The organism is Microbacterium sp. KU4F, assembly GCF_056868075.1.
In genome coordinates, this window is sequence record NZ_CP200324.1 from 1,349,829 (window position 1) to 1,363,764 (window position 13,936).

A 13,936-nucleotide genomic window follows, 5' to 3' on the forward strand; every position below is an offset into this window, starting at 1 on the left:
CCCAGCGTAGTCGCGGCAGGTTACGCGTCGGTGTCGCGCGCGCTCAGGCGACGCGGGCGACGGCAAGTGCCTGCCGCGCGATCTCCAGCTCCTCGTTCGTGGGCACCACGAGCACGGTCACCGACGAGTCCGGGGTGGAGATCGTCCGGATGCCCTTGCGCCGCTCCTCGTTGGCGGCCGCATCCAGCTTGATGCCGAGGAATCCGAGCGTCTCCAGGGCCGCGGCGCGGATGAGGGGCGAGTTCTCGCCGACGCCTGCCGTGAAGGAGATCACGTCGACGCCGCCGAGCTGGGCGATGTAGGAACCGATGTAGGCGCGAAGGCGATGGATGTACACGTCGAAGGCGAGCGACGCGGGACCGTCGCCGGCCTCGCGGCGGTCCTCGATGTCGCGCATGTCAGACACTCCGGCGAGCCCCAGCATCCCGCTGCTCTTGTTCAGGAATGCATCGAGCTCCGCCGGGGACATCTCTTCGCGTCGCGCCAGCACGAGCAGGATCGACGGGTCCAGATCTCCCGAGCGGGTACCCATCACGAGCCCCTCGAGCGGGGTGAGCCCCATCGACGTCTCGACCGAATGTCCGCCGTCGATGGCGGTGATGGATGCGCCGTTACCGAGGTGGAGCACGATCTGCTTGAGGCTGCGCAGCGGGCGGCTGAGGTATTCGGCGACGGACTCCGAGACGAACTTGTGGCTCGTGCCGTGGAACCCGTATCGGCGGATGCGGTGCTTGCGGGCGATGGCGCGATCGATGGCGTAGGTGTAGGCCGCCGGCGGCAGCGTCTGGTGGAACGCCGTGTCGAAGACCGCGACGTGGGGCAGGTCGCCGAAGGCCGCACGCGCCGCGCGGATCCCCTGCACCGCGCCGGGGTTGTGCAACGGGGCCAGCACCGAGAGCTCATCGATGTTGATCTCGACGAGGTCGGTGATGAGCGTGGGCTGGAAGAAGCGCGCGCCGCCCTGGACGACGCGGTGACCGACGGCGACCGGGGCGTTCTCGGTGAGCGACGGACCGTGCTCGGCGAAGGCGTCGAGCATCACCTGGAAACCGACGGCGTGGTCGGGGATCGGCAGCTCCTGTGTGTAGGTCGCATCGACCGCCGCCGCCCCCACACCCGTGAAGTGCACCTTGTGGCTGGCCGCTCCCATGCCCTCGCCGATGCGCTCGACGAGCCCGGACGCCAGCGCCGTCTCGGTCTCGACGTCCAGCAGCTGGTACTTGAACGAGGACGAGCCACTGTTGATGACGAGAACGACGCTCACGTTCATGCCTTCCCTTCGGATGCGGGCGCATCGCCCTGAGCCTGGATCGCGGTGATCGCGATGGTGTTGACGATGTCTTCGACCAGCGCACCGCGCGACAGGTCGTTGATCGGCTTGTTCAGACCCTGCAGGACGGGGCCGATCGCGATCGCCCCGGCCGAGCGCTGCACGGCCTTATAGGTGTTGTTGCCGGTGTTGAGGTCGGGGAAGACGAAGACCGTGGCGCGACCGGCGACGGGCGAGCCGGGCATCTTCTTCGAGGCGACGGCGGCGTCCGCGGCCGCGTCGTACTGGATGGGGCCTTCGACGGGAAGCTCCGGCGCCCGCTCGCGCACGATGACGGTGGCCTCGCGCACCTTCTCCACATCCGCTCCCGAACCCGACTCGCCGGTCGAGTAGGAGAGCATCGCGACCCGCGGCTCGATGCCGAAGCGGTCGGCGGTCTCCGCGGAGGAGACCGCGATGTCGGCCAGCTGCGGCGCGGTGGGGTCGGGGATGACGGCGCAGTCGCCGTAGACCAGCACGCGGTCGGCGAGCGCCATGAGGAACACGCTGGAGACGACGCCGACGCCCGGACGCGTCTTGATGATCTCGAACGCCGGGCGGATGGTGTGGGCTGTCGTGTGGGCGGCACCCGAGACCATGCCGTCGGCGAGGCCGAGGTGCACCATGAGCGTGCCGAAGTAGGAGACGTCGGTGACGGTGTCGGCCGCGCGGGCCATGGTCATGCCCTTGTGCTCGCGAAGGCGCGTGTACTCCTCGGCGAACTTCTGCACCAGCACCGGATCGAAGGGGCTGATGACCTGCGCCGCGGCGATGTCGATGCCGAGCTCGAGCGCGCGTGAGCGGACCTCGACCTCCTCGCCCAGGATGATGAGGTCGGCGATGCCGCGGGCGAGGACGGTGGCGGCGGCGCGCAGCACGCGGTCGTCGTCTCCCTCCGGCAGCACGATGCGGCGGCGGTTCGAGCGCGCCCGCTCGACGAGGCCGTACTCGAACATGAGGGGCGTGACGACAGTGGGCTTGGCAAGTCCCAACAGACGCGTCAGCTCGACGCCGTCGACGTGCCGTTCGAACAGCGAGAGCGCGGTGTCGTAGGAGCGCTGCGAGTCGGCGGCCAGGCGACCGCGCGTGTTCATGATGCGCACGGAGGTGTCGTAGGTGTCGCGGTCGGTCGCGATGATCGGCAGCCGCGAACCCAGGCCGTCGATCAGGCGGTCGATGTCGGCCGGCAGCGGGAACGGGCCGTTGAGGACGATGGCCGACAGCGACGGGAACGTGCCCGAGGCGTGCGCGAGCAGCGTCGCCAGAAGCACCTCGGTGCGGTCGGCGGGGATCACCACGACGGCCCCGTCGCTGAGCCTCGGGAGCACGTTGGCGGGGCTCATGGCGGCCACGATCACGCCGAGCACCTCGCGCGTGAGCAGCTCTTCGTCGCCCTTGACGAGCGTTCCGTCGACGGAGCGCATGACCCCGCGCACCGTCGGTGCCACAAGGAAGCGGTCCTCGGGAAGCGCCCAGACCGGCACCTCGATGCCGGCGGGGACGATCTCGCGGACGGCCTCGACGGTCTCGTCCAGCATCGTGGGGTCGACGCGGGTGGCGACCACGGCGAAGAGCTCCGCGCGGGCCTGGCGCAGCTCGCCGACCGAGAGCTTCGCGATCTGGGCGATGTCGGCGGGCGTGCGCGGGTCGCTCGCACCGAGCTGTTCGGCCTGGCCCTGCTGGGCGCGGCCTCCCACGACCAACAGCACCGGGGCGCCGAGGTTCGCAGCGATGCGGGCGTTGTATCCGAGTTCGGCGGGGCTGCCGACATCCGTGTAGTCGCTGCCGAGGATGACGACCGCGTCGCACTGCGCCTCGACCGTCTTGTATCGCTCCACAATGCGCGCGAGGGCCGCATCCGGGTCGGCGTGCATGTCGTCGTAGCCGACGCCGATGCAGTCGTCGTAGGCGAGGTCAACGCCGTCGTGGTCGAGCAGCATCTCGAGCACGTAGTCGCGCTCCGTCGTCGAACGGGCGATGGGGCGGAAGACGCCGACGCGCGCGGTCGCATGGCTGAGTGCTTCGAGCACTCCCAATGCGATCGTGGACTTTCCCGAATGACCTTCCGCGGACGTGATGAGGATGCTCTGAGCCACCCGATCAGCCTAGGCGCGCCTTATGCGAGGAGCCAGATGAGGCGTCCGTGAATAAAATCCGCTCCCCCGGCAGCCCCTCTCCCCTGCCCGCATCCCCCTCACGTATCCGCCCCCTCGGCCCTCACTTCTCGCGAGACTGCATCTTTCGCACGAGATCACGGGTGATGACAGTGATCTCGTGCTCGAGGTGGGCCCACGCGCCCAGAGGCTCCGCGTCCGCGCAGCGGGCGTGGAGAGGGCGTGGGGACAGTCTCGCGGTGAGGCGGATGCCGGGGCGGGAATGCGGGGCGGGTCAGAGCCAGGCGGGCGAGTCGCCGCCGAGGCGGGTCGCCGCGCGGTCGAAGCGCAGGGTCGCCTCGCCCACGCGGAAAGGAGGCGGTGCGAGCAGGAGCGCACCGTCGGGCGTCTCGATCCGCTGTTCCGCACCGAACACGGAACCGGCGCCGCCGGATGCGGATGCGGAGGCCTCCGGCGCCAGGGCGGTGAGCGCGTGCGCGGTGCGGGCGAGCGACAGTCGCCACGTGCTGCCGCGGCCGGTGACGTGGCGGCGGGTGAGACCGGTCACGGCTGCGGCCGCCGCGAGGTATCCCGTCGTCCAGTCGAGAGCTTGCACGGGCAGCGACACGGGCGCCGACGCGTCCGCGTGCCGCATGCCGATCTCCGCGATTCCGGTGGAGAACTGCACGAGCGAATCGAATCCCCGCCGGCCGGCCCAGGGTCCGCTCCAGCCGTACGCGCGGACGCCGACCTCCACGAGTCCGGGGCGCAGGCGCTGCCGTTCGCTCTCCCCCAGCCCCAGCCGGTCGACGGCGCCCGCGCGGTAGCCGTGCACGAGCACGTCGGCCTCAGCCAGCAGGTCGGCGAGCGCACGGCGCCCGGCGGGCGTGGTCGCATCCAGGCGGGCGGAGCGCTTGCCGGCCATCACATACGGGAGCACAGCGGGCTCGTCCCAGGTGTCGGGGTCGACGCGCAGAACGTCGGCGCCGAGACCTGCCAGCACCTGTGTGGCGGCGGGCCCCGCGATGACGCGCGTCAGATCGAGCACGCGCAGACCCGCGAGGGGTCTCGCCGACTCGGGATGCCAGGTCGAGCCCGCGCGCGCGGGTGCGGTTTCGGTGCGGGCGATGAGAGGTTCCGCGGTGACAGCGGAGCCGGGCGCGGACCGCATCCACTCGGCCCGGGTGCGCAGCGCCGCCGCCGCGCCGCCCGCGGCGACGATGGCCGACTCGAGCTCTTCGGCGCCGCGGTCGGCGATCGCGGCGGACAGTTCCTCGACGGTCTGCGCGTCGGGCAGCGCCAGTGCGGCCAGCAGGGCCGCCCGATGGCGGGGCGCGTTGGCGTGCGTGCGGATCCATGAGCCGTCGGCCGTGGCGAAGGCGCCCGAGAAGGGATCCCACGGCGAGGGGAACGACCCCTGCGCGGGGCGGATGTGGCGGCCGAGCCACGCGTCGACGAGGGGCCGCTCGACCCGCACCTCGGCGCCGGGCGCAAGATCTGCGCTCCGAAGCAGAGCGTCGACAGCAGAAGCGAGCGCGCTCATGGCCATGGTGGCCAGGGTCGACACCGGCAGAGCACCGTCGAGACCGGCCGCCCCGCTCACCTGGACGTCGCCTCTGACGTCGAGGATGACCCGGAGGTCGTCCCGCTCGGTCTCCGGGTGCACGGCGCCACCCTACGCTCGTCGCACCGCCGGCGGGAAAAGAAAGACTCTCCGCGAACCCGGCAGAGCCTGGTTACCCTTGCTACGTTTCCGTCCTGGGGGAGTTGGCCTGGATGCCGCCTCGCGGAGAGCTGCCACAAGTCTAACCCAGCCCGCACGCCGTCGCTCACGGCGAATACGCCGCCTCGTACTGCGCCGCGCACGTTACGATCGGGACACGATCGCGCCGACGGGAAGGCATCCGGCATGACCGATACCGCACGAGTCCTCACCGACGAGGTCGATTCCGCGATGGACGCCGAGCGCTTCATGCGCCTGACGCGCGCGATCGGCAAGAGCGTCGCCACCGTCATCGACGGCAAACCGGATGCGGTGCGCAGCGCCCTCGTGGCACTCCTCGCCGAGGGACACCTGCTCATCGAAGACGTCCCCGGCGTCGGCAAGACGATGCTCGCCCGTGCGCTGGCGGCGTCCGTGGACGCGACCGTGCGCCGCATCCAGTTCACGCCGGATCTGCTTCCGGGCGATGTGACGGGCGTGTCGGTGTTCGACCCCGTGGCCCGCGAGTTCGAGTTCAAGCGCGGCGCGGTCTTCGCGCACATCGTCATCGCCGACGAGATCAACCGTTCCTCCCCCAAGACGCAGTCGGCACTGCTGGAGGCGATGGAGGAACGTCAGGTGACCGTCGACGGCGAGGCGCATCACCTCCCGGATCCGTTCCTCGTGGTCGCGACCCAGAACCCTCTCGATATGGAGGGGACGTACGCACTGCCCGAGGCGCAGCGCGACCGCTTCATGATGCGCATCTCGATGGGGTATCCGGATGCGGCGGCCGAGGCCCTCATGCTCCGACAGCGCGAGACCGAGAACCCGCTGTCCCACATCCGCCCCGTCGTGCACGCGCGTGAGGTGCTGGAGCTCATCGCGTGGGCCCGGCGCATCCACGTCGCGCCCGCCATCGAGGAGTATGCGGTGGCCCTGGCCCACGCGACGCGCACCCACCCGGAGGTGCGCCTGGGCGCAAGCCCCCGGGCGACCCTCCAGCTGGTGCGGGCCGCGAAGGTGTGGGCGGCGCTCGACGGACGGGCGTTCGTCATCCCCGACGACATCGCGGCGCTCGTCGTGCCCGTCTTCGCGCACCGGCTCATCGCGACGCGCTCGTCCAGCACCCGAGGCGCGGATTCGCACTCGGTGCCCAAGATCCTGGAGCGGATCATCGACAGCGTCCGCGTTCCGCTCGCCGCGCGCACGTGAGCGCATGAGACGCAGCTGGCCGCTCACGGCGCGGGGAACCGGCGCCCTCGTGCTCGCTCTCGCCTGCTTCGCCGCCGCGAACCAGCTGGGACTCGTCGAGTTGGTCTTCGTGGGTCTGCTCCTCGTCTCGCTGGTGGTCGCGGCGCTGGTGGCCGTGTTCGCCGCGCGCGGCCGCGCCGACGTCACCCGCACCGTCGTGCCCGCCGTCCCGGATGCGGGCGACGAGGTCGAGGTGACCGTGCGGGTCGGGGCTCGCACGGCGCTTCCCACCTCCGGTGGACGCTGGCACGACACGATGCCGGACGGCATCGAGGGCGGTGGCCCCGGCACCTTCCCCGCCGTCTCCTCCGGATTCAGTCGTGACGATCGCGAGGTCGTCGTGGGCTACCGGGCCCGGGTGCTCCGTCGCGGCATCCATTGGATCGGCCCTTTCGAGCTCAGTTCGCTCGACCCGTTCGGCATCGCCCGTCGCACGGTCGCCCAGGGTGAGCTGACCCGGCTGGTGGTGACCCCCGAGGTCCAGGAACTCATCTCGCTGGCGGGTGTGGCCGGAGCCTCCGGCGGCAGCCTCTCGCGCGCGACGAACCGGCTGGGGCAGGGCACCGACGACGTGATCGCCCGCCCGTGGGCGCCCGGGGATTCCATGCGGCGCATCCACTGGCGCGCGTCCGCCCACCGAGACGAGCTCATGGTGCGGCAGGAGGAGCAGGAGAGCTCGCCCGAGGCGACCATCGTCTTCGATCGCGCGCTGGGGCGGTTCTCCCCCGAGGCCACAGAGGCCACCGGCTCCGATCCCGCCTTTGAGGCGGCTGTCGGCGCGGTCGCCTCCGCGCTGGCACGACTCGTCGCCGACGGCTACACGGTCGCGCTCATCGAGCCCGACGGCACCCCGCTGTGCGATCACGTGGAGCCGGCGGATGCGCCGGCGCTCGAGGCGGCGATGCTGATGCTGGCGACGGTGCAGGCACGACTGGATGACCGTCTCGGTGCGCTCGCGGGTCTGTTCGCGGGCGAGACGACGGGTCCGCTCGTGCTCGTGACCGGCGCGCTGTCGCAGACGGATGCGGCGATGCTCGCCGCCGTGGGCCACCACAGCGCGTTCCCCGTGCTGCTCAGCACTGCTCCCGCTCCGGGGGCGTTCGATGCGGCGACAGGGTGGACGGCGGCCGCGCTCGGTCGCGATGTCGCAGATGCGTGGCGTGACGCGGTATCGGAGAGGCTCCCCCATGCCGGCTGAGAAGACCACGCGCGCCCAGGGGCAGGCGGCGCTCGCCGTCGGCGTGTTCGTCGCGCTCGTCGCCACGACGCTTCCGGTGATGCGCGTCATCGCCCCCGATGCCTGGGTGGCGGCGGGACTCGGGCTCGCCGCGGTCATCCTCGCCCTGGGCGCCGTGCTGCGCCGCGTCGGCGTGGCGGGGCTGGTGGTCACCGGCATCGACATCGTCGTGTGGGCGCTCACCCTGACGCTCCTCTACTTGCGCGACAGCGCCTGGGGCGGGCTCGTCCCCTCCCCCGCGTCGTTCGATGCGGTGGGCGCGCTGGTCACCTCCGCGATTCAGGAGATGGCGGTGGGAGCGGCGCCGCTGACCGCCACACCCGCGCTGTCGTTCTTCGTGGTCGCCGCGATCGGCGCGCTCGCCATCGTCCTCGACCATGTCGTGCTCACGACGCGGATGCCGCTGCTTGCCGCCATCGCCCTCGTCGCGGTAGCGGTCGTGCCCACGATCGCGGTTCCGGCGCCGATGGATATGTTCGCCTTCGTGCTGCTGGCCGCCAGCATCCTGTTCCTGCTTGCGACCGATACGCGCACCCGCCGCGGCAGGACCGGCCCGCGCGGCGCACCCGCCGCCGCGTCCGCCGCCGTCATCGCGGTCGCATCCATCGCGGTGGCCGTGATCGTCACACCGCTGCTCCCCGCCCCCGACGGCGATGCGGCAGTCAGCGGCGCTGGAAGCAGCGGCATCAACCCCACACTGCGTCTCGGCGATGACCTGCGCCGGCCGAACCCGGTGGAGGTGCTGCGGGTGCGTTCGTCGGAGTCCCGCGCGCCGTACCTGCGCGCGGTCACGCTGTCGAGTTTCGCGGGCGAGGTCTGGCGGCCGGACGAGCGCGATGCGACTCCCGTGGGCGAAGGGCCGGGGTTCGGCCCGGTGCGCACCGACCCCGACATCCCTCGCGTCAGCGCCGACACGAAGATCGACATCGTGAAGCTGAACACCCCGTACCTGCCCATCCCCTTCCCCGCGACGGCGATCGGCGGGCTCACGGGCGATTGGGGCATCGTGGCCGACAACCGCACAGTCGTCAGTGAGGACGGCGACTCACGCGGTCAGAGCTACGAGGTCATCACCGAGACGCCCACTCCGACGCTGGAGCAGATCCGCGCCGCGACCTCGCGCGGAGCGGATGTCGACCCGGAGCTGCGTGAGATCCCCGACGACACCCCCGCCAACGTCTCCGAGCTCGCCCGAGCCGTGACCACGGACACGAGCAACGATTACGACGCGGCATTCGCCCTGCAGCGCTGGTTCCGTTCGAGCGAATTCACCTACTCGCTCGACGCGCCCGTCCAGGAGGGATTCGACGGGGCGGGCGTCGACGCGATCGGACAGTTCCTCGAGGTGCGCAGTGGATACTGCGTGCACTTCGCATCCGCCTTCGCCGCCATGACGAGGTCGCTGGGCATGCCGACGCGCATCGTGATCGGCTACCTGCCCGGCACCCCCACGACGGATCGCATCGACGGCGACCTCGTCTACTCGGTCTCGAGCGACCTGCTGCACTCCTGGCCCGAGGTGTACTTCGAGGGCATCGGGTGGGTGCCGTTCGAGCCGACCAACAGCCTGGGCGTGCCGACCGTGTTCTCCAGCGGCGTGGGCACCTCGCCCGATCAGGTCGACTCGGCATCCCCCGAGCCGACGGCTGCGGCGACGCCCACCACGGCCGCGACCGAGCGCCCGGACACGCCCGACAGCCCGCAGGCGGGCGCCGTCAACGGCAGCGCCGGAACCGGCGCCATCGTTCCCGCCGTGTGGGTGACGGTCGCCGCGATCCTGGTGCTCGCCGCTCCCGCGCTCGCGCATGGCCTGCGACGTCGCCGGCGCCTGGTCCTCGCCGCGCGGGGCGATGCGCGCGCCGCGTGGCTGCTCGTCGAAGAGTCCGCGATCGATCTGGGCCTGCCGGTGCCTGCGAGCGCGTCCCCGCGAGCACTGGCGGAGCGCCTCGTCGCTACGGGGGCTCCGGCGGACGATCTGCGGCTGCTCGTGAACGCCATCGAGCACGCCAGCTACGCGCCCGCATCCGCGTCGTCCGGCGATGACGGAGACAGCCTCGCCGCGGGGGCCTCGCGCGTGCGCCGAGGACTGATGGATGCGGCGACCGGCCCGCGCCGCATCCTCGCCGTCGTCGCACCGCGCTCTCTCGTCATCCGTCCCGGCACAACAGCGGCCGGTGTGGGCTGGCACGAGCACGCCCGCACACCTCTGTAGACCAGGGGCTTCCTAGCCGAGGCTGGCGATGAGTTTCTCGACGCGGCCCTTGATGTCGTCGCGGACCTCGCGCACGACCTCAACAGGCTGGCCCGCCGGATCCGTGAGCTGCCAGTCCTCGTAGCGCTTGCCGGGGAAGATCGGGCATGCGTCCCCGCATCCCATGGTGATGACGACATCCGCCTGGCGAACGGCATCTGTAGTGAGGATCTGCGGGGTGGCGCCGGAGAGATCGATCCCCTCTTCGGCCATGACCGCGACGGCCGCGGGGTTGATGGCGTTGCCGGGCTCGCTCCCGGCGGAGAAGACATCGATACGATCGCCGGCGAGGGCTCGGAGGTAGCCCGCGGCCATCTGTGAGCGGCCGGCGTTGTGCACGCAGACGAAGAGGACGGCGGGCTTGGTGGAGTCGGTCATGACGTTCCTCGGTTCCGGTCAGGAGCGGTTGGGCGTGGTCGTGGTGAGCGAGAGGAACGGTGCGGCGGGCAGAGAGCGGATCATTTTCATGACCTACGGGCCGTGGGTCGGACAATGGCGTGACACGGTCCTGGTCGAGCGTCGCCGGAACGAGTAACCACCCGCTCCGTGCGAGGCGAAGGCCACGCGATTACTTTCGAACTGGGCAGGGGGACGAAGCGGCTGCTGCGCTTGAGGACGAACGCTGTCACGAGTGCGTTGTCAGCACGCTGGCCCAAGGATGGCTTGGGGTCACTGCGCCCCTCAGTTGGCGAAGTTCCCCGGCGGGTTGGCCGTCGCGAAAGCGAGGACGCTGCTGGCGGCCGCGTGGGCCTGGCTCTCAGTCATGGCGCCTTCGTTTGCGTTCGTCGCGATGAACAGGAATCCGGGCGAGCCGTCGGCTCCGGGCATTACTGCGCCAGCCTGAACTTGCATGGCTTTGAGGCCGTCGACGCCGTAGGCGAAGACTCCCTCGGCACCGTTCCACTGGGTCGCCTTGGGCACCACCAGAGGGTTGAACACTTCGAGCGCGTCGGAGAGCGATTCCGACGTGTCTTTCATCGTCGACGGCGTCCAACTCGCAGCGAAGCCCCAGGTGTTGTCCGCGTTATAGAACACGCAGTTCCACGCGAACCCGAGCGCGTCGTTGCCGATGTTCCCCCGGTTGCGTTCCGAGGCAGTGTCCATCGCGTAGATGCTCTCGAGCCCGCTGGCTGCGAAGGCAGCTTTGCACCACCCATCGCGGGAGTTGAGGTCAGGCGCGGTGTCTGCGCCGCCCCCACTAGACCCTCCGGCAGGCGATTCGGCCACATCGCCCTGCTGCGATGCGGCCGAATCGCCTCCATACGAGCTTGCACAGGCTGTGAGCAGTCCTGCTTCGGAGAGGAGAACGGCAGCGAGAAGGACAGACGTACGGCAGAAACGGCGGCGAGGTCGGGTCATGGTGCGGATTCCCCCAGGGAAGGTGCGGAACGCGATGAGCTACAGAACTACAAGCGACGGTAACTTCGGGCAGCGGCGATATGCGATGGGGAGGATTCCCCAGTCCGGCAACGATGTAGCCTCGTTCCCGCCGAAAAGTGGAGCAACCGTCCCGGCGACGCTGGAACCCCGAGGCCACCCTGGTGAGCGTCTAGACACGTCGGAACAGTGCACATGCAAGAACCCCGCCCAGGCCTTCGCGTCGACGGGGCTCTCGACTGAGCAGAGAGACGGAACGGCTCCTGGGCTGGCTCGCGACGCGTCAATGATCACACGGTAGGTGCCCGCGGTTCCCCTGAGAGTCCGCCGTGGCTCGTAGACTGGATAGAACGGACGGGAGTGGAAATGAAGACCACCGCAGTGCGGGCGAAGAATGTCGAGGCGGCAATCCACAGCGCCGAGATCGAAGGGCTGCGCATCAGCAAAGCAACCCGCACTGACGCCGACGCATACGTTGCCGGGACGATCGACTCGAGCGAGCTCGTCGACCGGGTTCGCACCCGATATGGCCTCTCCTGAGGTTATTGATCCCTATCTGCTCCCGGGAACGAATGTCCTGCGGAACCGTCTCGGGTTAACCTCCGCCGAGGATCTCAGCGCCGCCGAAGCCGACCTCTCCTTTGTGCGAGCACTTCAACTGCTCGACGAGCCGGTTCCGGGGACGAATGATCTGCAGGAGCTGATGCGGATCCATTTTCACCTGTTCCAAGATGTCTACGATTGGGCGGGGCAGCTGAGGACGATCGACGTCCGAAAGAACGTGCCCGGCGCCGAGTTCTTCCTCCCCGTAGGTTTCATCGAGCTAGCAGCTAGCAACTGTTTCAGTGAGCTGGCCGAGGCCGACCACCTCGTCGGCCTCAGCCGTGAGGAGTTCGTCGAGCAACTCGCCTATCACTACGAGAAGATCAACTACGTCCACCCCTTCCGCGAGGGAAACGGACGGATGCAGCGCATCTACTGGAATCGCGTCGCATCGGCCGCTGGATGGCAACTCGACTGGCGCCCCGTCCACGGCGAGGAGAACCATCTCGCCGCACGGGCTGGGTCCGACCAACAAGACCTCGGACCGTTGGTCCGCATGTTCGACAAAGTCGTGACGGCGTCGGATGCGCAGGCGCGCGGGGACTGGTCAGCCGACGAGATCAAGCGTCTGGCGATACGGCCACACGAGACGTAAGCCGAGATCGCTGCACTGAAGCTCTCCCGGGCAGTCCACAGAAGGAAGATGAGCGCCACCCCGCGGAGGGGGTGACGCTCATCTTGTGGCGGAAGTGACAGGATTTGAACCTGCGAGGCGAGTTACCCCGCCTACATGGATTCCAGCCATGCTCCTTAGGCCGCTCGGACACACTTCCAAGGAGCGATCCTAACACGGGCGGTCGCCGTCACCCGCGCGCGGCCGCCGCTCACCCCGCGCCGCCCCCGGGCTCATCGTGCTCCGGAAGGAGCACGATCCCACCCGAGGAGTGGGCCGAACGCGCGAGCTCCTCGATCCAGTCCCGGCTGATCTCGGCGGGCTCCGGGTCGTCGAACACGAATCTCAGCGGGATGGAGGGGGCGAACCAGAGGGTGCTGCGCCCGCCCTCCTCGCTGTCCGGATGCGTGAGAGAGACCGTGAAGCTCTCGCCGCGGCGCAGCTTCGTGGCGATGACGACTTTCAGGTGCGCGAGGGCGCGATCCTCGATCTCGACCGCGGTCTCGCCCGTCCCGTAGAAGATCTGTCCCATGCCGTTCACGGTATGCGAGTCCGGGCGATGGCCGGAACGACCCGCTCCCGGCGCGCACGAAATGTCCCCGACGCGCGCTCAGCGACGCAGAGTGTGCGACGGCGGCTCGCCGTACGCCTCGGCGTAGAGATGTGCGAAGCGGCCCGTGTGGGCGAACCCCCAGCGGGCCGCGATCTCTCGCACCGTACGAGCGCCCGCATCCGCCGCCATCAGATCCGCGTGCGCCCCCTCGAGCCGGATGCGGCGCAGGAACGCCGACGGCGACATCTCGTACGAGCGCCGGAAGGCGAGCTGCAGACCGCGCACCGACGTCCCCGCGGCGAGCGCGACGTCGCCGATGGTGATGGGTTCGGCGACATGCTCCTCCATGAACGCGATCGCCCGGCGCACGGTGCGCGGCGAGCTCTGTGCGCGCGTGTGCGAGTGCTCGCCCAACAGTGGGAAGGAAGTCGCGATGGTCGCCACGAGCTGGTGCGTGAACTGGGCGCGCAGGAGCGGCGACGTGGCCACAGTCTCGTCGGCGAGCAGGGTCGCCTCGATGAAGCGCAGCGTCTCGGCGACGATCGAGTGGCGCTGCGCGCTGCCGTTGACCCGGTCGGTCCGAAGCCGCGGCGGCTCCTCCCCCAGCATCCCGCGCAGCACCCGATGGAACGTGTCGGCGTCGAGGCTGACCGCCCGCAGCTGAAGCTGGGTGAAACGTGCCGAGAACGCGGTCGCCGGCGGTACGAGGAACGGGATGCGGCCGTCGCCGCTCTCCTGGCCCACCGACCACCGATGACGGCCGGCGACCGCGTGGGCGACGATGAACTGGGGGAACTCCTCGGCGTCCGTGCGGTTCGATCCGCCGAAGCGGAGCGCCGTGGCCATGAGGGTGCTGTCACTCACGGCCGCCATCTGGTAGCGGAATCCGGCCGGCGGGTCGGCCGTCAGAACCATCGAGGTGTTGAAGAGCTCGCTCACCGATT

At 69.9% G+C, this 13,936-nt stretch carries 12 protein-coding genes, 1 tRNA gene and 1 other RNA gene; 5 read left to right on the forward strand and 9 right to left on the reverse strand.

The annotated features are described in order from the left end of the window. Positions 1-43: 43 nt before the first annotated feature. From AC1VNH_RS06885 to ffs, 4 genes are all read right to left on the reverse strand, one after another. Positions 44-1,264: an acetate/propionate family kinase gene (locus AC1VNH_RS06885; protein ID WP_483112705.1), complete on the reverse strand. Its 1,221-nt coding sequence runs from the start codon at positions 1,262-1,264 to the stop codon at positions 44-46. 2 nt (positions 1,265-1,266) lie between these two features. After that, complete coding sequence (gene pta, locus AC1VNH_RS06890) at positions 1,267-3,405, reverse strand: phosphate acetyltransferase (protein ID WP_483110534.1); 2,139 nt, start codon at positions 3,403-3,405, stop codon at positions 1,267-1,269. A gap of 292 nt (positions 3,406-3,697) precedes the next feature. Next, positions 3,698-5,068: a CoA transferase gene (locus AC1VNH_RS06895; RefSeq protein ID WP_483110536.1), complete on the reverse strand. Its 1,371-nt coding sequence runs from the start codon at positions 5,066-5,068 to the stop codon at positions 3,698-3,700. 36 nt (positions 5,069-5,104) lie between these two features. Continuing rightward, positions 5,105-5,201, reverse strand: an RNA gene (gene ffs, locus AC1VNH_RS06900) — signal recognition particle sRNA small type. Positions 5,202-5,311: 110 nt separating this feature from the next. On the opposite strand from ffs, the gene AC1VNH_RS06905 reads away from it, so the two are divergent. The 3 genes from AC1VNH_RS06905 to AC1VNH_RS06915 are packed head-to-tail and all read left to right on the forward strand — an operon-like array spanning position 5,312 to position 9,807. Next, positions 5,312-6,319: an AAA family ATPase gene (locus AC1VNH_RS06905; RefSeq protein WP_374208993.1), complete on the forward strand. Its 1,008-nt coding sequence runs from the start codon at positions 5,312-5,314 to the stop codon at positions 6,317-6,319. 4 nt (positions 6,320-6,323) lie between these two features. Continuing rightward, positions 6,324-7,556, forward strand: coding sequence for a DUF58 domain-containing protein (locus AC1VNH_RS06910; RefSeq protein ID WP_483110538.1), 1,233 nt, complete (start codon positions 6,324-6,326; stop codon positions 7,554-7,556). Beyond that, complete coding sequence (locus tag AC1VNH_RS06915) at positions 7,546-9,807, forward strand: transglutaminase TgpA family protein (RefSeq protein WP_483110540.1); 2,262 nt, start codon at positions 7,546-7,548, stop codon at positions 9,805-9,807. The genes AC1VNH_RS06910 and AC1VNH_RS06915 overlap by 11 nt, the downstream gene beginning before the upstream one ends. Before the next feature lie 12 nt (positions 9,808-9,819). Here AC1VNH_RS06915 and AC1VNH_RS06920 read toward each other — a convergent pair whose 3' ends face one another. Both AC1VNH_RS06920 and AC1VNH_RS06925 read right to left on the reverse strand, forming a co-directional pair. Then, positions 9,820-10,224, reverse strand: coding sequence for an arsenate reductase ArsC (locus tag AC1VNH_RS06920; protein ID WP_483110542.1), 405 nt, complete (start codon positions 10,222-10,224; stop codon positions 9,820-9,822). Positions 10,225-10,527: 303 nt separating this feature from the next. After that, positions 10,528-10,950 carry a hypothetical protein gene (locus tag AC1VNH_RS06925; protein ID WP_483110543.1) on the reverse strand — a complete coding sequence of 141 codons (423 nt, stop codon included), beginning with the start codon at positions 10,948-10,950 and terminating at the stop codon, positions 10,528-10,530. Positions 10,951-11,589: 639 nt separating this feature from the next. Here AC1VNH_RS06925 and AC1VNH_RS06930 point away from each other — a divergent pair. Together AC1VNH_RS06930 and AC1VNH_RS06935 are read left to right on the forward strand one after the other, a co-directional pair. Further along, a complete protein-coding gene (locus AC1VNH_RS06930; protein WP_483110545.1) occupies positions 11,590-11,763 on the forward strand; it encodes an antitoxin VbhA family protein in 174 nt (57 codons plus the stop codon). Further along, positions 11,750-12,421 carry a Fic/DOC family protein gene (locus AC1VNH_RS06935; protein WP_483110547.1) on the forward strand — a complete coding sequence of 224 codons (672 nt, stop codon included), beginning with the start codon at positions 11,750-11,752 and terminating at the stop codon, positions 12,419-12,421. Before AC1VNH_RS06930 ends, AC1VNH_RS06935 begins: the two co-directional genes overlap by 14 nt. An 86-nt stretch (positions 12,422-12,507) precedes the next feature. Here AC1VNH_RS06935 and AC1VNH_RS06940 read toward each other — a convergent pair. The 3 genes from AC1VNH_RS06940 to AC1VNH_RS06950 form a co-directional block, all read right to left on the reverse strand. Further along, a tRNA-Ser gene (locus tag AC1VNH_RS06940) sits at positions 12,508-12,599 on the reverse strand. Positions 12,600-12,650: 51 nt separating this feature from the next. Next, a complete protein-coding gene (locus AC1VNH_RS06945; protein ID WP_483110549.1) occupies positions 12,651-12,971 on the reverse strand; it encodes a DUF7882 family protein in 321 nt (106 codons plus the stop codon). A 78-nt stretch (positions 12,972-13,049) separates the two neighbouring features. After that, positions 13,050-13,931 carry a helix-turn-helix transcriptional regulator gene (locus AC1VNH_RS06950; RefSeq protein WP_483110550.1) on the reverse strand — a complete coding sequence of 294 codons (882 nt, stop codon included), beginning with the start codon at positions 13,929-13,931 and terminating at the stop codon, positions 13,050-13,052. Positions 13,932-13,936: the final 5 nt, after the last annotated feature.

Bases quoted from the DNA above. Each gene is read 5' to 3' on its own strand.
- AC1VNH_RS06905 (WP_374208993.1), top strand. From the start codon at position 5,312: ATGACCGATACCGCACGAGTCCTCACCGACGAGGTCGATTCCGCGATG.
- AC1VNH_RS06910 (WP_483110538.1), top strand. From the start codon at position 6,324: ATGAGACGCAGCTGGCCGCTCACGGCGCGGGGAACCGGCGCCCTCGTG.
- AC1VNH_RS06915 (WP_483110540.1), top strand. From the start codon at position 7,546: ATGCCGGCTGAGAAGACCACGCGCGCCCAGGGGCAGGCGGCGCTCGCC.
- AC1VNH_RS06920 (WP_483110542.1), bottom strand. From the start codon at position 10,224: ATGACCGACTCCACCAAGCCCGCCGTCCTCTTCGTCTGCGTGCACAAC.
- AC1VNH_RS06925 (WP_483110543.1), bottom strand. From the start codon at position 10,950: ATGGACACTGCCTCGGAACGCAACCGGGGGAACATCGGCAACGACGCG.
- AC1VNH_RS06930 (WP_483110545.1), top strand. From the start codon at position 11,590: ATGAAGACCACCGCAGTGCGGGCGAAGAATGTCGAGGCGGCAATCCAC.
- AC1VNH_RS06935 (WP_483110547.1), top strand. From the start codon at position 11,750: ATGGCCTCTCCTGAGGTTATTGATCCCTATCTGCTCCCGGGAACGAAT.
- AC1VNH_RS06945 (WP_483110549.1), bottom strand. From the start codon at position 12,971: ATGGGACAGATCTTCTACGGGACGGGCGAGACCGCGGTCGAGATCGAG.